Here is a 22749-nt window from a genome sequence, read left to right as displayed (position 1 = left end):
GATCCAGCCGTTCTCCCAGGCGATCTCCTCGGGCACGGACACGGGCAGGTCCTGGGAGTGCTCCACGGCGCGGACGAACTCCGCGGCCTCGTGCAGGCTCTCCATGGTGCCGGTGTCCAGCCACGCGTAGCCGCGGCCGAGGGTGACGACGGACAGCGTCCCCTCCTCCAGGTACATCTGGTTGAGCGTGGTGATCTCGAGCTCGCCGCGGGCCGAGGGCCTGACCTCATGAGCCTTGGCGGCCACGTCGCCCGGGTAGAAGTACAGGCCGGTGACGGCGTAGGAGCTCTTGGGCTCTGAGGGCTTCTCCTCGATGGAGACGGCCCTCCCCTCGCCGTCGAACTCCACGACGCCGAAGCGCTCGGGGTCGTCCACGTGGTAGCCGAAGACCGTGGCGCGGCCCGACTCGGCGTTCTGGACGGCGCGCGTCAGGTGGCGCGACAGGCCGTTTCCGTAGAAGATGTTGTCGCCGAGCACGAGCGCGCACGGCTCGCCGGCGATGAACTCCTCGCCGATGGTGAAGGCCTGTGCGAGGCCGTCCGGCGAGGGCTGCTCGGCGTAGGAGAGGTTCACGCCGTAGCGCGAGCCGTCCCCGAGCAGGCGCCCGAAGTTGGGCAGGTCGGTCGGGGTGGAGATGACCAGGATGTCCCGGATGCCCGCCAGCATGAGGGTGGACAGCGGGTAGTAGATCATGGGCTTGTCGTAGACCGGCAGCAGCTGCTTGGAGGTCACGAGCGTGAGCGGGTACAGGCGCGTGCCGGACCCGCCGGCGAGGATGATGCCTTTCATATATTCCGTCCTCTACAATCGAAAATAGTTATAAATCGAGTGGTTAGTAAGAGTTTGATATTCTATTAAGTTAATCCTTCTCAATATTAACGAAAGAAGCAATTGATGAACAACCGCAAGGACACAACCCGTAGAGACGACATAACGAACGTAAGGGCCCTTGCAATATTCCTTGTAGTCCTAGGCCACAGCATTATTCTGTATTCAAGTGCGTGGGGATATTATCCAACTGAACAAAAATCAATTCTGTTGGATAATCTCAAATTCTTAATAAACGGAATCCAGATGCCCTTGTTCTTTTCGTTATCTGGCTTTTGTTTTTTATGGAGCTGGAATCGAGCAAGCGATTTTATAAGTCAGATCATTAAAAAAGCTCAACGCTTAATTATCCCCTATATCATGATTGGAATATGTTGGCTCTTCCCCATCAGGATGCTCGTTAAGTATCCCTATTACAATGGCCAAACTATACCGCACATCATCTTTAAATCAATTCTGTTGGGCGAAGACAACGGTCACCTTTGGTTTCTCCCGACTCTTTTTTTCATTACAGCAGCCACGTCGTGCATCTTTCAAATACTCGAAAAGAGCCCTCTAACAAGTTTTAAGGTTCCGATAGTTTTCGGCGCTTCAATTTATCTTTACCATTTTGGAATACCATCAGCGAACAGGTATATCAATTTGGCAGAAGCAAATGCGATATGGTTTGCGCTTGGCCTAACAATCCACTACTTGGAAGCAAACAAATGGTTCGAGAGTTATAAAAGGCGTAAAAGCCTATCAATAGTCCTAATACTATTATTCCTTGTAAACTTACTAAAACAAGTTGTGCCCCCCATTGCTTCCACCGCCCTTACTTGCATGGCGGTTGCATCAATTTATTGCGTCATCCCCCAAAAGACAAACCTACTAACCGAAAAGATTAGCAAAAACAGTATGGGAATATATCTTTTTCATTCTCCACTGGTTTACATTTCTTTTACCTACTGGCCCAACATAGCCCCAATGGCGATGGCAGCAATTAACCTGATTGGATTTGGATCAGTCGCCTATATGTTGACAAATCTAATTCGAGCCACAAACATGGGTTGGATAATCGGGGAAACGCCAAAGGCATCACACGATAAGAAACAGGGAAAGCAATAGCCAAGGAATACAGCTAATTAAACTGTTTCTTCCATTTATCGATGCTCGTCCAGGGAAGATTAATCTCAGTTTTAACGGGATGGTTTACCCAATCAGCTAATTTATGGAGATAGCCGTCCTCGCGTTCAAGAACGGGAAGCCCCGTATCCTCACCGATCTGACGGGCTCGATTATCAATTGCAATGATTAGGGAGCGATGACCTCCATTTAAACAGCGAATGCCCGCATGGAGACGCGTCCCCACATAATCAAACTCCTCGGTTTCAATTACACGATTAAGGTCTTCGATATTGGGGCCAATAACATTAAATTGCGTCAGATCGACTATTTGATCAAGACACCAATCAACATCATGGCTTCCTTGAACCCAGATCGTTACCTTTTCGTATTCCGACGACAGCAATTCCAGCATCTTACGGTCACGTTCCGCATCGAAACAATAATCGGTAATTGACGTAACAACATTTTTAGAACGCTTGGAGGAAATCTCGAGTTGCTTAGATGGGGTTAACGACCACATGGTCGGACATGCGGTATTAAGAACATTCTCTATGCCAATAGAGTTAAGCCTCTTCTTAGTCATTTCATCTCGAACACTATGAAGATATTCATCGGATAGCAAGGTTTTATAGAACTTCTTTGTATAGGCGTCGATAGCATCGTCCACCCCAATATCAGACATGCCCACGCCGAACAAAACAACATTTCTATTATTGCCCAACCGCTTGGCAAGCGCCCATTGCTGCTGATCAGCCATATGCGTATACAGAATATTGGTGCCGCACAACAGCTTTACGTATTCAGGATACATTTCAAGCTCTTTGGAATAATAGTGCGTTGCCACATGGGGCAACGCACCGCCAAAGATTTGATCCGCGATACAGCCACAGGCATCCATGATCACATGGTCACCAGAGTTCTCGCTTCCCATAGCCGTATCCAAAAGGAGATAGCGTTCTTGCTTAACACCATCGGATTTTTCATCGTGCCTGCACGATGTCGCAGAGGCTTTAAGTAGCTGAGTCCATTGGTTAAAGCGCGCCATTAGTTTCTCCGAAATAAACGTTTGAGTAGAGCAACGTGACCGCCTTCGACGCCCGTCGAAGCAGAAGGCTGAAACGGTTCACAATAATCATCAGATAGGTTAAAAACGGCAGACACGCTGCATGCGCCACTTTCAACCGAACGAACAACAGGATGAGCGTTGCGAGAAGGCGAAAGACAGACTAGTTGGCTTAGCTCAGCGACACAAAGCGGATTCTTGCCGTCTTCCGCAAAAGAGTATATATGAATGCGAAGATAGGCCTCTTCATCATCATTTAAAAACAGCGGAACATGCCCCGCAAAAAGACCGTCCCTAGATTCAAGACTAATCCAGCGAATATCAGACTGATCAAGGGCACACCAAACTGCCGCGCGAACATCCACAGGCATCAAAGACGACTCAAAACGCACAGTCAAATCAACAGAAGAAGCTTGAATGAGCGTTTGAGACATGGCAGACGATCGCAATCGAGCATCAGCGAGATGATCGCTGAGCAAGAAGACCTTACTTAGTTCTTCGGTTTTTAGCACATTCCCGAAGGCGGACTTCCCGCTAACCAAGGATGGCTCTTCATTCAGATAACGTGTAAAGGCCTCGAAGAACATTTCATTTTCACGCTCAATCGACGTGCAGCTAAATCGATTAGGCGAATCGCATTTTGAGCCTGAAAGAGCCTCAAGAATAGAAGAAGCAATGCCGCAAGCAGAGGGCTCAGCGAGGTGGATGGTGCCCTCCGGAAAGTCGAGTAGATTATTCTCACGGTTTATTTCAATTACCGAAAGCTTCGATGCAAGCATTTCGAAAGGCAGGCGAGAGGGATTAGTCACGCTCAACGATACGCCGGCAACACACTTGGCATAAAGCGAGGCGCATTCATCAGCGGTCAAGATGCCGAGGCTGCGTACACGTGGATCACGAATGGGAGGCATTGCGTCTTCGCCGTATAAATATACGACAACTGCATCGTCGAGCTTGAGAAGCAATTTAATTGCATCAAGCAACATGCCAGACAAACGCCGATCCTTATTGGATTGATAAATAGCACAGACGGCATACTCTCTGCTTAGATTTTGTTCCTGCGCAGTATATATATCGCTAACGCCAAAATCACAATATGGGACTTCATGCGAATAATAGGGTTCAACTTTTTTAGAAAGCCATCTGCCTATTGTTATGGGGTTTAGTTCATAACGATAACTTGCTTCGGCATTTAGATACATCTCCCCCATCGGATAGAACCAAGGTTCAAAATCCTGAATGAAGTAGAACTTATGGGTGCACTTCTGCATAGATGCAAAGTGCGCCGTATTCCAAGCGGTGGCGATTACTGCAAAAAAATCCTCGGACACACTCGGAGCCACACGAACTTCTTTAGGCGAATAACCAAACCAATCCTTTATTTCGGTCTGAACTCTATGAGCACTTTTGTATGCTTCACAGCCCGGCATAATGTAAAAGTAGTTCTCATATCCGCGAGAATCTAGAAAGGAAGCCTTGCTGCAGATGGTTCGAAAGCCGCCAGAACCCTTTGCCGGCGGAGATATTATCCAGGCAATTTGTTTCATTTAAAGCACTCAAATCGCTTCGTAGTCAAAAGGATCGAACTTATATAACGCTGCGCGCTTGGGATCTCGAGAAAAGTTAACGGAGAACCATGGATCTCCCTCAGAGAAACGCTCGGACCAGTTATGCAACAATCGTGCCTTATCCTCAAAATGCTTATGAGAGCGAGATTTACTATCAAGGGATTTGTCAACACATGCCATATGGTAGAGACATGCCTCTGGTGTATAGATCACTTTTAACCCAGCTTGAGAAGACTTGAAGCAAATATCAACATCCGAATAGTCAAGAAGATACGACTCATCAAAACCACCCAGACGATTAAAATGTTCGCGTGAAATAGCTAAACAGACACCACTCACCGCCGATACATCCCTTACGGTCAATGGCATATAGATATAGCCAGGAGAAGAGCGATGAATGCCTTGCGACAGGTTGACGATTGATTCTCCAACATAAGACAGGCCTGCCTGCTGCACAATGCCGTCAAGATCGCACGTCATTGTTCCAACGACGCCAACATCCTCTCGTTGAGAAAAACCGACGAGAGTCTTTAGCCACGAGGAGTCTAGTGCCTGAATATCGTCATGAATAAAGACGAGCTGCTCGCCACGCGCGGCGAAAGCACCGGCATTTCTCCACACAGATATATTAAAGGGGTCATCAAGCGCGTGAACGATATAGCGGCAACGAAGTCCAGAGCTCGATTGCTTAACAGCAGCTTCCGCTTCCTGCGAGCACACGAAAACGACTTCAAGATCATCAAAATCGGTGTCATTGATTGAAGATACAAGAGTCGAAAGAACCGAAGAATTGCCGCGGGTGGTAACGATTAATGAACAGGACTCAGATGAAGGAACATCATAAATGGGGCTATAACGAAAAGCACGATTATGAGAATTGACCACAGTCGCCTTGATACCGCATCTATCAAGGTGCTCCTGAACAGCTTTTATTCCAGCGAGGGTTGCATAGGGTTTACTATCGGAATTACCCGCAGTCGAATTCTCGCTTATTCTCCAGTGATACAAGATTTTAGGAACGTGATGGATCGTCCCACCAAGTTCGGCAATCTTCAGCACCATGGCATGGTCCTGGGCGCCATCCAACTCGCTGTTAGAAAGGTCAATTCTGTCTAAACATGCCCTCTTAATAGTAAGAAGGTGGCAAATATAATTATTGTCTCGAGCCATATCAAGACTAAAATCCGGCTTAAAAGTAGGATGAGCCAAGGACCCATCAGGCAATAGCTTATCTTCATCACAGTAGAGAAGATTAATATCCGAATTTTGATTTAGAGCGTGTGCATACTCAAACAAGATATTCGGTTCGAGAACATCATCATGATCGAAAAAGCAAAGGTAGTCTCCCTTGGCCATCTTGATTCCGACATTGGTGTTCTCAGTGATACCTAGATTGCCCTCAAGATCAGTCACTTTAATTCTAGAGTCTGCAGTCACGTACTCGGAAACCAAGTCGCTAAGTCCATCGTAATCTGGCGTAGAGTTAACCAGGATGAGTTCCCAATTCGAATACGTCTGAGCAATCACAGAATCAGCCATATCCCTGAAGAAATTCAAGGGAGTCTTATATAGAGGAACGATGATTGAAAACAAGGGCTGGTATGCAAGTCTTATTTGTGCTTGTGCCCGCGAATCGGATCCAGTCAATCTGCGCCCAGAAAACCAGGACAAATAACGGGGTTGATCGAATGCACACGCATGATTCCGATCAGCCTCATCCAAAAGCTCTTTAAGCATATCTTTCTTTAGATTGATAAACGTATCTAGATGACCAGAAGCCCTGTGTATGCAAATGCACAGGCTATCCCCGACCTCAGGAATATGAAGAGAGAAATTTATTAGACCAGGATTCGCATCGGCTATTAATTTATTAAATAACAAAGATTCCCCAACAACGCAGGCTTCTTCATTAAAAGCGACAATACGATCACCCTCAAGGTAATCAGTACCCGAAAGAACACCTCTAACGATTACGCCATCAACGCAGGGAATAAAGCTCTCAATTTGGATAGAAGCGAGCGCATGCACGCCAGAACGGTCAATATTGCGAAATTGTCCACAATGCTCCGCGCGCAGCAAGCCGTTAACTTTCGACTCAATCGAAAACTTGCCAGGATTGATGCGGCGCTGGTAAATTACATTATATCCGCTAAAGAAAGACAGCGATTGGTCGACACCAAAATCGGCAAGAACAGCAACAAATTCAGTCTCTGAAATAGGAATGATTCTTGCGGGCAGAATTTGCCCATTAGGTGATTGCGACTCAACAGCATCAGGAAAAACGGATGCGGCTTCATACAGTAGATATAGCTTGCCGTCGCCACGGCAATTTAGCTTATTGTTAAATTCGGTATTAAAAACTATGCCCATATCAGCAACACTTTCCAACAACTAAAACAAACTCGCAAATCGTAGCCAAAGTAAACGGGAATACGAGGCATATCAATATGAATCGTTTGCTGTCCCCAAAGACCAAGCGACTTTGGTTAAGGATAAACGATAGGCACGGAACCAGAAGTGGCAAAAGGTAACGACTCTGGCAACCATTAACTGTCCCCAATCCAACGGGAGTAAAAGACACATAAAGTGCAGTTGCCACCAAAATCACCGTAAACAAAAACACAAATGAGGCCCATAGAAATTGTGCGAGACCAATATGATTAACGCTAATCGAATCGGCCGAAAAAAGCCCAAACAACAATAGGCAAACAGCTGGAAGCACCTGAACCAACCCACGGATTGCATTTACAGAAATCTGAGCAGCAAGCGATCCAAGGTATGCAAAGTTCAATGCATATCCAGAAGAGGTTATCGGATTTAAATAATAAGTTGAAAAATAATTGGCGAGTATTTCCGCGTAGCGCAATGGATCGGCGAGAATGAAAGCGATTTGCTGACCAGAGTTAACATCGGAGCCGCCTCGCATATCGCCAACGTTAGATCCGCCGGCCGTTGAAAACAAGAACGGAAGCGCAAATGAGGCAAAAGCAATCAAGCCCAAAACAAACACGGCGGCATAGTAATGAACTCGTTGCTTCGAGCCCGCAAAACGATTACGCGGAACCATAAAGAAAAGACCGATTATCGGAAAATACACAGCTTTGACTGCGAGTCCTAAAAAGGTAAATAAAAATGCGAGTGCTATATTGCGAACTGTAAATTCATTTAAATCACCCCATGCATACCTCAAAAAATAAGCAAAACCGAGAATGATAAACGAAATGAGCCATGCATCATATGAGAAACATGACGCAAGAAAGATCGAAGTTGGCAGCATTCCCACAAAAGCAAATAGTCCCTTTTTTGAGGGCGTAACCTTGATTGCAATGGCAATTGCAAGACAGTAACTAAATAAATTGCAAATCCGAGCGAATTGAATCATAGAAGAAAAATCGAAATGCAGAAGGCGAGCGAGCCAAAGGCCAATTGCCGATGGAATATACCCAATGCTGCTAAGCGTATAAACGAATTCTTCATGCTTGTTAACTTGCACATGACCAGAAGCGATATCAGATCTATAGGAGCCATTCAACTGCCTAGCATGCTCAAGAATTTCCGCTCGATCAAAATGGGAAAGAGAGGGCTCTTCATAGCCCTGTGCACGACGGACCGCTTCGTCAGTAAAGTTAATATCCGAATCAGTTTTTTGAGTTTCAAATAAATAAGATGTCGAAAGGGCATTGGAATAGTGAATTTGATCATCCCATGAAATACCCGTCGTTATCGGAGTGCTCACCACAAGGAAAACACCAATTGAGAATGCAGCGATAAAGAAAGCAACAGGAAGGGCAGAATTTCTCTTTCGAATGCCCGAGCAAGCCGTGAAAACCGAAGTTATGATTACCAGCAGGAAATAAACAACAGCATTAATGAACCCATTCACGAATGCAATCGTAGAGCAGCCAAAAACAATAAAGAATGCGATAATCAGCAGGGAAACGTAATCGGTAGCCTTGACCCTCGCCGAAGCAGAATGGAACAACGCTTTCAGAGAAAAGCCGCTTTGGAATAAATAGAGTATTGCGCAATAGGAAATCAGAAAAAAGAATATGAGCCGCTTTTTATTCCAGTCAGCAATATTCGAGAAATGAGAAGCCGGCGAGCCAAGAACGGTGCAGCCCTCCCAGATGACCGCCACAGCAAATGCCGTAAGCAACAGGACTAATAATTGAGCGCAGCGACCAGAACAGTTGCCACGCTTTTTTTCATCATCTGAGGAAAGGAAGATATAATATGATTGCCAAATGGCAACATCTACAACGACGCAATAGAGCGCTAAAACGAACAGCTGTGAGACAGAGTGGTTCACATAAAAGTGCTTCATGCACAGAAGCTCGACAATAAAGAGAAGAGCAACGAAGACGGCTTTCATTATTTGCTTTTGGTTTACGCATCGAGACAACACGGGGCTAATTCACCTTTATCCAAATCAAGCTGCAAGGGCCCTCGAAGAATCGTTCCCAGTCATCTGGATGACAAGTATGGGCACCAAGCACTGTTCACAACTGTTGAAAGAAATATAAGTAGAGACATTCCCATCCGGATGATTTATACGCCAAAGCGAAACGCATAGCCTACTTTTCCTTCTCCCTACTTAACGCAACAGCCTGAACAAGCGAGTTCAAACGCTCTTCCTGTCGAGAGAGGCGAAGAGAATTGCAGAAATCACGGACCACAAGAACGGCAATAACGTAAAGGAACACGAAGTTAGAAGCCGACAGGAAACCAAATAGACTTGAAAGCCACATTGCAACTTGTGGAAAAACGCCCAAAATTACAAAACTGACGCTGAATAGCAGCCAAAACAGAGAATCCAAAACTTGCATTTGGGATTTTTTTAATTTGCGCAATACGAACACGAATACCAAAACAGCGCAAACGAGAAGCAAAATACGAAGAGAGACCGGCAAATGGATCACCTAAACCACTGAACGACAAGGAGCGTAACGAAAACACGAACCATATACTGCATAGACCTAACAGGGTTAAGATAGCTCTCGCCACCTTGACGCTCGCGCATCTTAACCTGTACCTCTGAAATAGAATACCCTTGCTTCAAAAAGAGAGCGAGAGATTCTGGTTCCGGGTTTAAGGTATTGTCGTAATAGTATTTCGTAAGAATATCCCGCCCAAATAGCCTAAATCCAGACGTGGGGTCACTGATCCTCTTGCCTGTCAGAATCTTTATTAGCACCGTAATCATACGCGAGCCGATCATGCGAAGCGTCTTGTCTTTGCGCACGCTTACAAACCTAGAGCCAATGACAATATCTGATCCATCAGATTGAGCCCTATCAACAAGGACCTTTATATATTCCGGACAATGCTGGCCGTCAGCATCAAACTGAACCATATAGTCATATCCATGATCAACCGCATAACGCGCAGCCGTCTGAAACCCAACGGTCAAACCACAGTTAATGGGCATATCAATGATGTCACAACCAAGATCCTTGCAGATAGCTAGCGTTCGATCTCGAGACCCATCATTGATAACAACAAAATCAAACTCAGGTGCAATTTGCCTGAGCTCGCATATCGTCTTTTCTATGCATTCCTCCTCATTATAAGCAGGAATAGCGATAAGAGTTTTAGGTGTCATATACACATAAACCGATCTCTAGTTTTTCTCATTATTATAGCGAGAGATATACAAATGGTTAAATAGACACAACGAATGGTGCACCCTTGATTATCAACCCTTGATTATCAACCCTTGATTATCAACTTCATCCGAACACCTCCCACATTCATCCGCACATGTGCGGATGAATGTGGGAACCCGTTACCCTGAGAGCCGAACCGGTTGGCCCCGGGAGCTCGAAGGACGGCATGTCCGGAAAGAAGAAAAAGGGTTCCGAGAAGGCTACCCCGAGTGTCTACGGCAGGCTCACCAGACACGAAAGGGACACGGTCCAGAAGAAGCAGGAGCTGGACGCCCGCGCGCCTCCAGGGTGATGCTCGGCGGCGATGCGGAGGCGGCGCTAGACGCCTACAGCCTGGAGGACGTGCCCATCGGAAGACTCGAACTGACGCCGAGCCTCATCGAGAGGGCGCGCGCAGAGAGGCGCGACGCCTCGCTGGCCTAGCCTAAAGGCAAAACGGAATAGGCGGACCGACCGTCCGGCTGAGTCTGGAAAGAGATGCCAAACTGAGGGCGGAGAATGGTCACCGGACCTATCGAACACATATCCACCGTTCCTTCAACTGGGGAAACGGAATCCCCGGGGTCCATGGGGGCCGCGGGGGCGTTCGGCTAGCCGCGGGTACGGACTATCTGCGCAGCGTGTTCAGCTTAGATCGGGAATCAACCACGAATGGTACACACGGCATCGAGAGCCCCCGCAACAAACCTCGTCCTAGATTTCAAAGCTAGCAATCTTCCGAGTGTGAACTGCATGGTTACGCCATGTCTCTCTAAGCGTAGGTGCACAACTACGAGGTTTTCTCAAAAGTTTTAATTGTAACCACACGCGCCATATTAATGACATTCATTAAATACGACTTAGAGCAAAATGGGATTTGAAGCAATTGGGAAATACCTTTTGCTCGATTACCAGAATGAATACTTCTCAACCCATTATTAAATAATGTATTTGCCTTTAGATAGTTCTCAGCTCGGCGCCGATCGAACCGCTCGGCGACGATTGTATCAATCTTATCGACATCCAGTGATCGACCCTCTTTGAAAGCTGAACGTAAACACTGAGAAACAACGAACTGTTTATACAAATTGCTACGCGAAATGCTATTAACAGTCATTCTGTATCGAATGAGCGGCTCTGGAACATTTCCAATAGTGAAACCTTCCAGCTCGGCACGCAACAGCAAGTCATAATCTTCTGCTAGCGGAACAGACCGATACCCCATTTCAAATACAGACCTTCTTCCAAACCAACTCGGATGAGGTACGCAATTTCTAATCATAAGAGAACGCCTAACGCCTTCACCCGAACTTGGAATTGAATCAACGAGATATAATTGACTACCGTCTTCGTCAATGGCGTTCAAATAAGAACCCACTAGGTCAAGCTCATGTTCTTCAAGATACGACAACTGCCGTTCAATGCGCTGCGCCTCAGAAATGTCATCTGAGTCCATTCGGCAGATATACTGACCGCGTGAGACCTTGAACGCCTTTTCCAAAGATGCAGCAAGACCAAGATTGCGTTCATTTCTCACGAGGCAAATCCTGCTGTCATGAGAGCTATAGTTTTGAGCAATATCGTAAAGTGTGTTGTCATCTGGATTATCAAAAACAACAACCACCTCGATTCGATGGTAGGTCTGCTTTAAAATAGACACTAGTGCCTCAGTAAAATCTTTGGCGCTCTCCCTATAACAAGGCATGAGCACTGAAACCAACTGTGAATCTGTCAACTAAAACCTCCAACACCGCTGCGGGAGCAAACGCTAATGAAAACTACCGATAGTTTAATAGTCCTTCATGTGGCATATATTACAAGTGATTTCGCTTCTGGCGTGTCTACAGTGGTGCCTCAATACCTAAATGAGCAGTCAGAAATAAAGGACATGAATATAGCTCTATTAAATCTTACAAACTACAGGCCTAAAGATGCGAAATATCCCGTCTTCCATCAGTCATGCATAGAAAAACTTCCTGAACCGTTTTGCAATCCGTCACTCGTAATATTTCATGAGATATATAGGCCGGATCACATTAAACTAAGCCATTGGCTCAGAAGACGTGCGATCCCATACATCATCACGCCACATGGGTCTCTAACATATGTGGCGCAAGAACAGCATCATTTAGCTAAACAATTGCTTAATGTTTTCTTCTATAACGCCTTTATCCGCAATGCTGATTGTATCCATTTTCTATCGGAAAAAGAGGCGATGAGTTCAAACGGCTTTAAACATAGGAAAGCAAGCATTATTCCAAATGGTGTTAGCATCCCAAAAGCCAAAGCCTCAAACTTAGACAGCCGCATCGCGCTTTTTATTGGCCGCCTAGATATAGAGGTCAAAGGTCTTGATCTACTGATCAAAAGTTTGCCGCTAATTGCTGATGAGCTAAGAGGGCTCGGAGCTAAAATCTACATCTACGGTCCAGACGAAGATGGGTCTATGGCCAAACTGGAACTACTTATTGCCGACAATCAAGTATCCGATATTGTTTTATTAAATGGTCCAGTTAATGGTCAATCTAAAGCGGACGCTTTTCTCCAATCGCAGTTTTATATCCAACTTTCACGCACTGAAGGTTTCCCGACGTCTGTTTTGGAAGCACTAGCATATGGCCTCCCAATTATTGTTACCGAGGGAACCACATGGAAAGAAACAGCGAACAATAAAGGAATTGGAATCGGTGTAGAATCTGATCTCGAAGCCATTTCTAACGCAATTCTCACCCTGTTCAATGACGATGAACTTCGTTGTAAACTTGCAAATGCAGCTAGAAAGTATGCAATTGAACACTTTCAATGGAAGGCCATTGCCAAGCGTCAATTTATTTTATACAGGGACATTGTAAACGGGCTTTCTAACTAACCATCTTGTTCTTCCAATACGGAAAGGGACTAAATGCTGTTTTCAATTATTATCCCTGCATATAATGCGGCATCCAGTTTGCCGGAAACGCTATCATCCATCTACCAACAAACATATGATGGCTATGAAATTATTCTCATCAATGATGGATCAGCAGACGCTACTGAAAGTGTCTGCAAAGTGTTTTGTGAATCTCACAACAATACTCATTACGTTAGACAAAATAATATGGGCGTATATGAGGCCAGGCGAAAAGGCGCGGAGATAAGCGCCGGAGATTACCTGGTCTTTGTTGATGCGGATGATTCTTTGCGCTTCGATACCCTATCTATTCTTGCTCGCGAAATCGATAAGTGCAATCCAGACATAATCTGTTTCAGCTATACAAGAAACCCAGACTATTCAAACGATCCGTTTATCAATCCCGCCCTTCCGTCTGGCATCTATGAAGGTGACGATCTCGCCGAAGTCAGAAAATGTTTGGCACGAGGGAAGCTCAATTCAATTTGGGGAAAGGCAATCAAAAGAAACTGTCTGATTGACGATTTAAGCAATACCGATACAAAGAGAATCGATTTTGCAGAAGATTTTCTGCAAATGATACCCATAGTCGATTCAGCCAGATCGGTTTTACAAATAAGTGATGCGCTGTATTATTACAATTGTCAAAACGGACAAAGTGCAACACACAGCTATAAGGAAAAACAGCTTTCAGATTTAACCTTCGTCACCTCAAGCCTAGTGAAAATCGCTGCTCGTTGGGGAGAAGAAACAGAAAGGCTGGCATGGAAAACAAGAACGGAACAGTATCTTTATCTCCTATCGATCAACGAGCTCAGTGACAATAATGAGACCAAAAAACGTAACTTTGTTTCAATTTCAGAGGCCTTATTTAATCCCTCAATTAAAGCTGATGTCCCTTGCAGCACCTACAGACCTGACAGCTATTTACTGTTCCTTGCGGCAAAGAATAAGCACTATTTGTTATCTCGAGTAGTAATACGCTGTTGTGAACAGCTAAAACTATTGATACTGAAAATCTTGAGCTAATCGCCCTGTTGTCATCGCTCATTTTTCCTGGCACCGAGTAGTAAAACCAACCGACTTAGCCTTCGATAATCAAATGTCAGGCAAGCCGGTTGGTCATAAAAGTAATGAAAGTACATTAGGCTATTCTGCTTAATAAGCGTCGCAGATTATCGCTTGATAAATGCAGATATGCTCGTCTTTTCGGATTCGTTTAGCCCAAACATCAAAACCAAGAAGAAATAGATAAAGAAATAAATTATTGCTGACACCAAAACCACCACAAGGCCAGATAAAAGGCTTTTAATTAGGTTATAGAGCAGCAGCAAAGCCCCCGTACCGACAATAACCAAGACGGAAAGTTTGGCAATTTCAAGCCAAAATTTCTTTATGTTCAACCCAAGCTTTTCAGAGTAATACCAATTCATACAGAAACCGTTACCTATAACCATAGCGATGGCTGTTGAAACTGCTGCGCCCACTATGCCCATAAGCTTGAGCAATATAATCGTCACGACCACGTTGACAAGCGCAATCGCAAGATACATATACCCCCTATACAGGTAAACATTCGCAACCTGCATTATGGTAAGTCCCAGGTTCTGAATTAAGTCAATGGTAAATGGAACCATTACGATCAAGGCGATATAGAAAGCGTCTATATAGTCCTTACCAGCCCAAATAATGATGAAATCTTTCCCCAGAACAATAAATAAACTAAGAACAAATCCGCAGACGATAAAGGAAATGCGACCGACTTTAATGAAGAGATCCGAAATTTCAGACATATCCTTATTCTGGCAATACAGTTCTGAAACTCGAGGAAGAAAAACTGAAGAGGCTGCCGTACCGATTGTCATATAAATCGTGTAGATTTGAGATCCAACAGAATATACCGCAACGGCGGCAGCACCAAAATAATAGCCGACAATTAATTGATCGGTTTTCCAGAAAATCTGGTCAGCAATCGTCACCAATACAATCGCGCCGCTAAAAAATAGCAATCCTTTAGCCAGTTTCATGTCCCAGCCATGATATCTGAAACTAATATGCAGATTATATTTAGCAAACAAACGCTGGCTCACCGCGCACAACACATTTGTAACAAGCACAACTAAACATACGGCTAATGCATTCTTAAAAATTGTCGTAAGTCCATACACAATGAAAGGCTGAGCTATTAGGGCGGCCAATTGCGAGCCCTTCAAAAAAACGAACCTTTCATTAGCAGTTATCGCCGCAACGCTAATAGTGTTGTTCATGATAACAATTGTGTTGATCCCTAATACAACAAGCATTGCGGAACACTCATCAAGCTGTGAGTTTGTAAAACTGGCTGAATATACAAACCGAACAACCACGGCGAGAACGCAACTTATTAGCATCACGAACACAGATAGGACCCAGTACAGACGCCTAGCTATTGCGAGAGTATTCTCCATTAAGTCATTTTTGCCCTCTGCCATATACTTGCAATAAAAACGCCCAACACCGGCAGACAAAATCCCATTAATGGAAACTATATAAGACATGATAGAACCTATCAATTGATAGAGTCCGTATTCGTCTTGTCCAATGTTTTGCAACAACATCGGAACATATACAAAGCCGACTAAAGCCTGAGCCAGTATATAACCATATGTAATTATTATGCCAGTAAGTCTTCTGCTTGCGCTACTTATCAGAATCACCGTTTCACAATTAGTTGCTTCAAATACCATTCAGAAATTAAAGCACTATTTAATCAGAACAACCGATTGCCGAACCTCTCCTTTGTTCGCATTGTTAAAGCAGGGTCCGATTAAATTCCCAGGCAGAATTTGATGCCACATTTCATTGTCATGCGGATTATCTCCCCAGAAGAACCCAATATGACAGTCGATTGATCCGTCAGTCTTAAAGAAGATAATATCTCCCTTTTGAGCATAACCACTATTTAGCATATCTTGGACAGTACGGAACTCATACATTTTGCATCCCAAATCTCGAGCATAGCCATACCATCTCCAAGCGTTAATATAGCCGCCACCGCCTGGCCCCCCAGCCCAAGGAGAGTGATTATTATTCTGCGCAATACGATTGACATCGCCACCAACCGCAGCATAAGCATGAGCCACGAAGCCAGTGCAATTCATGCCAGTATAGCCATCCCATCTCGGGGCACCTTTTGGGTAAAGGCAACTATCATAGGAGAAGCCACCGGAATATCTCGTTCCTAAATAATAGCCATCAAATTGATGCGACGTAAGCCAAGTGACGAGTCCAATACGACTAACCCCCAAAACCGTTGAGCTGCCAAATGGGCTGTAGTAAATCTGAGTCGACTTCGACTGGAGAGTGCCATCAGGAAGCAAGACATCGCAGTAAAGATCGTAATAACCATCTTGCAATCCAAGTGCAGAGGGATTGAAATAAGCGTCATTCACACTGGAAAATTCTTTTAGAACACCCCATTTACTCCAGTCGGACTTGGCCCAAACAAATTTAAACTGAAATTGCCCAGATTTTTCAGCTGCAAGCGTTCCCAAATCAGCTCGAACTCCCCAAGAATTATTGCCATCAGTCGAAATTGCAGTAATCCTCGAGAAATCCCAACAGCTAATGATTGTTCTTTTTGTTTGGACAACTCCATCTGACCCCGAAACGTCACAGATCAATTCATAGTCTCCGGCGTCTTTTGGATCCCATTGCAAGTGTGAACTTGTGCCCTGTTGAGCAACGCCCCAGTCAGCCCAATTATTCTTATTCCAGACGAACTTATACTGTAAGTAATTAGTATCACCCGAGCATCTGGCATCGATCTCAGTGCTTTCATTAGGCCTGACAAGCGTTGCAGAAGAACTCAAGGACTCGTAATTCCACTTCTCGGAGCCAATCGAGCATTCAGTCTTCGAGGTCATCGTCTGATCGTTGGCCTCATCAATAACATCAACAAAAACGGTGACAGCGCCAGATTTATCGACTCTCCAGTCAATTGAGGATTTACCTCTGCCGGAGTCAATCACACCCCATTCAGCCCAGTTGTTCCGCATCCAAACATATTTGTATGAAATCTGATTATTCTTTCGGATGGTAATCCGAGGTGTAATTGAAAGCGTATCCCCTACGCACAAATTGGATGAATCAGATTTCAAATCTATTGAAGTGAAGTTAGATAGATTTCTCTCCACCCTGACGGGGAACCTCCAGGTCCTCACGTTGCCGGCCGAATCGACGGCGTCGACCAAGATGTTGACGTCGCCGGCGACCTCCGGCACCCAATCGCAGGAGGCCTCGGGCCCGAGCTGGCGGATGGTGCCCCACCTGGACCAGCCGCCCTGCTCCCAGACGAACTTATAGCGGACCGAGCCCGAGTTGCCGGACGCGGTCAGGCCGAGCGAGCAGCGGTCGCCCAGGAGAGGAGACCCTCCATCGGACGCCTTTGCCGAGAGGCCGTCGACAGAGTAGTCCTCTGAGATGCGAACGGGGAGTCTTGACGTCGACGTGAGCCCGCCGACCGTGACGTCGGCATAGAGAGTATAGGAGCCGGAAGACGGGGGCGTCCAGGTACAGGCGGCGGACTCAGATGCTGCCTGGATGACGCCCCACTTGGACCATGAGCCCCGTTCCCAAAGGAATTTAATCTTTGCGCCGGGAGCCGCCGCGGCGGAGATATTGACCTTCATTCCGCCGCTCCACTCGAGCGTATCCCCGCCGCTCACGGAAAGGCGACAGGCATCCACCCTGACGGGGAACCTCCAGGTCCTCACGTTGCCGGCCGAATCGACGGCGTCGACCAAGATGTTGACGTCGCCGGCGACCTCCGGCACCCAATCGCAGGAGGCCTCGGGCCCGAGCTGGCGGATGGTGCCCCACCTGGACCAGCCGCCCTGCTCCCAGACGAACTTATAGCGGACCGAGCCCGAGTTGCCGGACGCGGTCAGGCCGAGCGAGCAGCGGTCGCCCAGGAGAGGAGACCCTCCATCGGACGCCTTTGCCGAGAGGCCGTCGACAGAGTAGTCCTCTGAAACCGGCGAAGTTGCACTTAAATCATCGGCCCGTGTTGAATCTTCAATCTGTGATGGAGACAGGCCCGCTTCACTCAAACCAAAGCAAGGAGTTACGGCCAAACAGAAATAAAAGAAGAAAAAAGCGACACGGACAGCCTTACTTCTAAAGAAATGCATATAGAACCTCCCCGATAGTTCACTCCAACATAATATTGCTAGCAAGTAACAATTTAAGGCCAAGATTTACCATACAAGTAAGGTCGACTACAACCAGCGCAGTCGACCTAGAGAATTCATATTGATATTAGCCAATTAAAGAAATAATGCGCGCAATATTCTGACCATACGTGTCACCCGGAACAGCCCAGCGGCCATTTAAATCTTCCAAATATGGCGCAACTCCGAGAAAACCCTTAGACTGAAGGACTTCATATCGAGGATCCACACAAGTGTTATTCAACGCCGCACCAGTAGCATATCCTTTAAGATGCTGGACTTGGGCAAGCAAGCCCTGATATACATCGTCAAATCTAGCGCCTCCCGATTGTTGATTGACGGCGCCCAGTCCGGCGAAATTGCACTGATTCGGCTTTACGGAACCTCCAAATTGCAACCATCCAGTCTCAAGCATAGCCTGAGCAAAAACAACTTCCGGACGAACCCCTTCAGAAACAGCGGCTTCGACAATTAATGAACAAAAATCACGAATAGTAGGTGCTCCCTTTGAAACAAATTCGTCTGAGGGATATGTATGTCCTGTTGATTCATATAAGTTCACCATAGCATCAACTGAAGTCTGCAGACTTCCCATAATTGGAGTACCCTCCACCGTGACCTTGCGGGTCAGGTGCCTCTCGGCGGAGCCGTCGATCACGTCGAGGTAGACGGTGTACTCGCCCGGCTCGGTCGGGGTCCACTCGCAGGAGGAGGAAGCGGAGGGCTGCTGGGCGACGCCCCACTTGGCCCAGCCGCCCTTCTCCCAGACGAACTTGTACTTGAGGCCGGAGGCGTCGCCGGACACCTTGGCCTGCAGCTTGACCGGCTTGCCGCAGCGGGCGTCGCCCGAGACTTCGAGCGACTCAAGAGACCAATTAACAACTTTGTATTTAGAAGTGCTAGTCACATACCCATTGGAGTCAATGACATCAGCATAGATCTCATATTCACCAGCCTGGGGCAGGGTCCAAGAAATCGACGGCGAAGTTAAGTCTTGACCGATTACACCCCAATTGGAATCACTCCAATCAGACCCAGCCCTATGCCAAACAAACTTATATCTAAGGCCATCAGTCTTGCCGCTAACATTTACACCGATTTTTACCGTTGACCCCGCATGCCCCAGTTCTTCCGAGAAGGAAATTCCATTGACGGAGTAGGGATGCGGGAACTGCGCGATGATTGCGGCAGCGTCAGCCTCGCCAAGACGGCGGCAACCATCGTCCGAGAAATAGTTGACCACATCACCGTAATTCGAGATAAAGCCATGTTCGATAAGAATACCTGGAATTCCCTGCTCGCGAGCGCAGCGGATAACGGCGAACTCGTCGCCTACCTCCATTTGAAATACGCCGCGGCATGTTAGTCCCATAGCAGCAAGGTTGTTCATGACCTTGTTGGCAAGCTCAACAGAGACCTGCGTGTAGTCGGTGCCATTTGCGGTAGGAGCATAAACTTCTGCGCCGTGAGCTCCAGAAGACCCAGAGTTGATATGAAAGCTAACAAAGGCCTGCGCGCCCTGATCAATGCAGCGCTGTACGCGATAAAGATAATCATTGCTGGGATAGTAGCCAGACTGCTCGCGCGCAAGAACGATCTTAAAGCCGTAAGCTTCAAGTTTATTTTTGCAGGCTGTCATGATCTTCCAGGTAAGGTCGGCTTCACTCTTGCCATTTCCCTGCGCGCCGGAATCAACTCCGCCATGACCGGCATCAAGTGCAATCACCCCAACATTGCGCGCGGAGCGCTCAGCGTAGGTAGATATGCCATCAGGCGAATCAGCGCATTCCAATGCCTGTTGAATCGACTGGGCCTCAACGGCATTACCATCGCCGTCCGCATAGTAAACAGAAGTGCCCTCGGAGCTCACGGAGCTATCAACAACCGTAAACGAATAATTCCTGTCAGAGAGATCCACTACATGTTCAGTGCCATCACCCTGCAAAACGTAGGTTATCGAAGTCAAAAAATAAGTATTGGATTTCAACGTCGAGCCAAATACAAAAGCAGCCGAATTACCAGCTGATTCAGATGCAACCGTGGTTCCCTGTACTCCATTGGCACTTACATAGTTAAGCATTGCGGAAGCAAGGGTGTCGCCGTCATCGGGAGTAGCAAAGGCGACAACTTGATCAGTCCCGCCGGGAAGACTCGGGTAGGCAAGATATACATATTGGAAAGAGGAATCGACCGGTTCAGCCTGCTGATGGTTCTCAGATACATCAACGCCAAAATCCTCATCAGCCAATTCGTCAACGTTCGTTGCCGGCGATGAATCCTCAGCAGCGTCGACATCGACAGAACCCGCATCACGCGAGGCCACGCCATCATCGTCTGCAGTCGCAACGTCCACGGCAGCGTCCGCAGACGGGACGTTGCTCACAGCGTAGACAGCAGTCACAGGACCTATCAAGGGTGAAATGGCCAAAAGACCAGCAAGAGAAAAAGCTGTTGAGGCACGCAATGCCTTTTTCATATCGAATCCCCCGTCACAAATAATGTTACTAAGAGAAGATTATCTTACAATCCCCTCTGCATCGGAAGTCCAGTTATTCGAAGCGCGGGAATTGTTATAAAGGCAGACAGAAACCTGCTCTTATAAAAAGCAGGTTACATTCTCAGCAAACTTTTGTTTTTTCGTCCTTCCATGGACACAGTGTTAGCTCTAGTTTTTGAAGCAATTGGCAGCGCCCCAAACAGCGCAAGTGCAAGTGACACGAAAATCCACTGAAACACGCAATTCGTTTAAGCACGTGGCGGACGACGAAAGCATGTACACAGCTGCGAAATACAGCAAAATGCCCCAATGTTTCGCTTGCATCAGAGGCGTCTGGGGCTTCATCGACAGTGAAACCTGGCTAACGCATTCAAGAAAAGCAGAGCGTGATCTTCATGAATCAAACACCAGTAAGCAACGCTCGCACGCGTCTTTGAATCTTCTAATGAGCAGAAGAGAGGGATCTAGGAGAGACCTAATAGTTCTTGGAATCTGGGAATCATCGAACTCACCATCTTTAAACAAGAGAGAATCATATAGCTTCTTATCGTACCGTCTCGAAAAGATATGAGTGACCAGATGCACATCGTGGGCCTTTGAAAAACAATCTTCGTCCCTTAAAGATTCAGCAATATAACAACCGTCCCAATCAAAAAAGCCGAGATAACCCCGGCTGATAATCAAAGAGGCGGTTTTCTGCTGGCTGTCAGCCGCGGCATCCTCACGGAAACCTAGTTGTCGCCGGAATTATAGTCCCCGGCGCGGACTCACCTTATCTCCCCGGTGCGGGCTCGATATCCTCTCGGATATCTAATCGTCTTGGACTTTTTACCTGCCCAAGCACACTACAGCTTTTACGTGCCGCCACACGAAGCTTAGCTCGTGGACTATTTTCTAAAATATAGGCCTTCAAAGCAACTTGGGTTCAAGCACGGACAAACAAAACAGGCACTGAATACAAGACTTGTTTATCAATAGTTATCAATCACATGCGTTACCAGCAAATATCGTAAGTCTCATACGCTGCGATACAATCAATCTTACCAAATGCTAAACCAGTAAGTCGAAGGGGCCAGCGTGCTAACAATTCACTATGGTGATATGGAAAACGTTATCTATAATACGTCGGTTTACTTCGATAACGTCTATTCGCCCGAATGGTTTCAAGATGCTTTTGCGCAGAGAATTATTAAATCCATTGATAAGGGCGGCGTGGTTGGACCCGGCGCAATAAACACCAAGATCTTAGGCATCATCCCTCCTGAAAGGCTGTCGGGAGGCACCAAGACGCTGCTGCTCATGCACTTCATGCCTCAGAACATATACAACGCCACAACCTGTGGCGACAATTGCGCTTACTGGATTCTGAGAATCGCCGCACAGCATGATCTGACAATCAACCTCTACCATCTGATGGATTTTGGAAACGGCAAGTTCACGGCAACCGTTGCAAACACGGGTGATGTCGTTCACACGATGTTCGACCTTGTCCCTATAGCCGCAAAATGCCTAAGGGAGAACTCCTGACGCACGTTTTCGATATGATAAGAGCCGCTTGAACGAGGAGTACTTGAACCCCACCGCTCTTGCAGCTCTTGAGGATACTTTGCCGGAACTTGGCATTACTTCGCACTAAAGCGAGAAGTACTCGCTCTCGGCAGATAGGTTCGGCCCCAACCACGGATCACCGTTGAGGAAGAGCTCCGGCGAGCGCTGCATGAACAGCGCCTGCTCGCGCTTCCAGCGGCGCAGTTTTTCTTCATTGACCTCTTCCCTGCCGCCCGAGGTGAACTCGTAGTGGCACAGCTCGGCATAGGGCATTTGCCCTCCTCCAACAAAACACTGTCACTAACTTAGCCCACCAACCTCGCCATTTGTTAAGCAACAAGGGTACCGTCAAGATTCTTTCGCAAATTGATCGAGGCGGCCTCGGCCCCGCCT

The 22749-nt window shown here is 46.7% G+C and carries 16 protein-coding genes; 4 read left to right on the top strand and 12 right to left on the bottom strand.

Translation table 11 applies throughout. The annotated features are described in order from the left end of the window. Positions 1–789 (bottom strand): glucose-1-phosphate thymidylyltransferase RfbA (gene rfbA / locus DW796_RS09450; protein ID WP_233539720.1); only part of this gene is annotated, 789 nt, incomplete at its 3' end. A 105-nt stretch (positions 790–894) separates the two neighbouring features. Between rfbA and DW796_RS09445 the strand changes: the two genes are divergently transcribed. Next, on the top strand, positions 895–1935 hold the full coding sequence (locus tag DW796_RS09445; protein ID WP_118095004.1) for an acyltransferase: 1041 nt from the start codon (positions 895–897) through the stop codon (positions 1933–1935). 13 nt (positions 1936–1948) lie between these two features. On the opposite strand, the gene DW796_RS09440 is transcribed toward DW796_RS09445, so the two are convergent. From DW796_RS09440 to DW796_RS09405, 7 genes are all read right to left on the bottom strand, one after another. Beyond that, positions 1949–2980: a polysaccharide pyruvyl transferase family protein gene (locus DW796_RS09440; RefSeq protein ID WP_118095002.1), complete on the bottom strand. Its 1032-nt coding sequence runs from the start codon at positions 2978–2980 to the stop codon at positions 1949–1951. Next, positions 2980–4545, bottom strand: a complete 1566-nt coding sequence (locus tag DW796_RS09435) for a hypothetical protein (RefSeq protein WP_147347834.1) — start codon at positions 4543–4545, stop codon at positions 2980–2982. Before DW796_RS09435 ends, DW796_RS09440 begins: the two co-directional genes overlap by 1 nt. Before the next feature lie 9 nt (positions 4546–4554). After that, positions 4555–6936 (bottom strand): glycosyltransferase, encoded by a 2382-nt coding sequence (locus DW796_RS09430; protein WP_118095000.1) that lies wholly within the window; start codon positions 6934–6936, stop codon positions 4555–4557. A 1-nt stretch (position 6937) separates the two neighbouring features. After that, positions 6938–8938: a DUF2142 domain-containing protein gene (locus tag DW796_RS09425; RefSeq protein ID WP_117758310.1), complete on the bottom strand. Its 2001-nt coding sequence runs from the start codon at positions 8936–8938 to the stop codon at positions 6938–6940. A 202-nt stretch (positions 8939–9140) separates the two neighbouring features. Further along, entirely contained in the window at positions 9141–9476 is a 336-nt protein-coding gene (locus tag DW796_RS09420) for a DUF2304 domain-containing protein (RefSeq protein ID WP_117758311.1), read from the bottom strand. Positions 9477–9481: 5 nt separating this feature from the next. Then, positions 9482–10168 (bottom strand): glycosyltransferase family 2 protein, encoded by a 687-nt coding sequence (locus DW796_RS09415; RefSeq protein WP_117758312.1) that lies wholly within the window; start codon positions 10166–10168, stop codon positions 9482–9484. Between the two features lie 833 nt (positions 10169–11001). Then, the gene (locus tag DW796_RS09405; protein ID WP_118094998.1) at positions 11002–11946 is read right to left on the bottom strand and encodes a glycosyltransferase; all 945 of its coding nucleotides are present in this window, start codon (positions 11944–11946) and stop codon (positions 11002–11004) included. Between the two features lie 36 nt (positions 11947–11982). On the opposite strand from DW796_RS09405, the gene DW796_RS09400 reads away from it, so the two are divergent. Together DW796_RS09400 and DW796_RS09395 are read left to right on the top strand one after the other, a co-directional pair. Beyond that, complete coding sequence (locus tag DW796_RS09400; RefSeq protein ID WP_118094996.1) at positions 11983–13080, top strand: glycosyltransferase; 1098 nt, start codon at positions 11983–11985, stop codon at positions 13078–13080. A gap of 33 nt (positions 13081–13113) precedes the next feature. Then, positions 13114–14130, top strand: a complete 1017-nt coding sequence (locus DW796_RS09395) for a glycosyltransferase family 2 protein (protein ID WP_118094994.1) — start codon at positions 13114–13116, stop codon at positions 14128–14130. 146 nt (positions 14131–14276) lie between these two features. Here the strand turns inward: DW796_RS09395 and DW796_RS09390 are convergent, their stop codons facing one another. The 3 genes from DW796_RS09390 to DW796_RS09380 all read right to left on the bottom strand — a co-directional run bounded on the left by DW796_RS09390 (position 14277) and on the right by DW796_RS09380 (position 20787). Beyond that, entirely contained in the window at positions 14277–15827 is a 1551-nt protein-coding gene (locus tag DW796_RS09390; protein ID WP_082437869.1) for an oligosaccharide flippase family protein, read from the bottom strand. A 15-nt stretch (positions 15828–15842) separates the two neighbouring features. Next, positions 15843–18272, bottom strand: a complete 2430-nt coding sequence (locus DW796_RS09385) for an NlpC/P60 family protein (protein ID WP_118094992.1) — start codon at positions 18270–18272, stop codon at positions 15843–15845. Positions 18273–18399: 127 nt separating this feature from the next. Next, positions 18400–20787 carry an N-acetylmuramoyl-L-alanine amidase gene (locus DW796_RS09380; protein ID WP_118094990.1) on the bottom strand — a complete coding sequence of 796 codons (2388 nt, stop codon included), beginning with the start codon at positions 20785–20787 and terminating at the stop codon, positions 18400–18402. A gap of 1098 nt (positions 20788–21885) precedes the next feature. Between DW796_RS09380 and DW796_RS09375 the strand changes: the two genes are divergently transcribed. Continuing rightward, positions 21886–22335: a DUF4869 domain-containing protein gene (locus DW796_RS09375; RefSeq protein ID WP_118094988.1), complete on the top strand. Its 450-nt coding sequence runs from the start codon at positions 21886–21888 to the stop codon at positions 22333–22335. Positions 22336–22440: 105 nt separating this feature from the next. Here DW796_RS09375 and DW796_RS09370 read toward each other — a convergent pair whose 3' ends face one another. Further along, positions 22441–22629, bottom strand: coding sequence for a hypothetical protein (locus DW796_RS09370; RefSeq protein ID WP_118094986.1), 189 nt, complete (start codon positions 22627–22629; stop codon positions 22441–22443). Positions 22630–22749 lie beyond the last annotated feature (120 nt).

The sequence above is a fragment of the Collinsella sp. AM31-2AC genome (genome assembly GCF_003469285.1).
Classification (GTDB): Bacteria; Actinomycetota; Coriobacteriia; order Coriobacteriales; family Coriobacteriaceae; genus Collinsella; species Collinsella aerofaciens_AT.
Note: the sequence above shows the minus strand (reverse complement) of the source record. Positions and strands in the feature narration are given on the sequence as shown.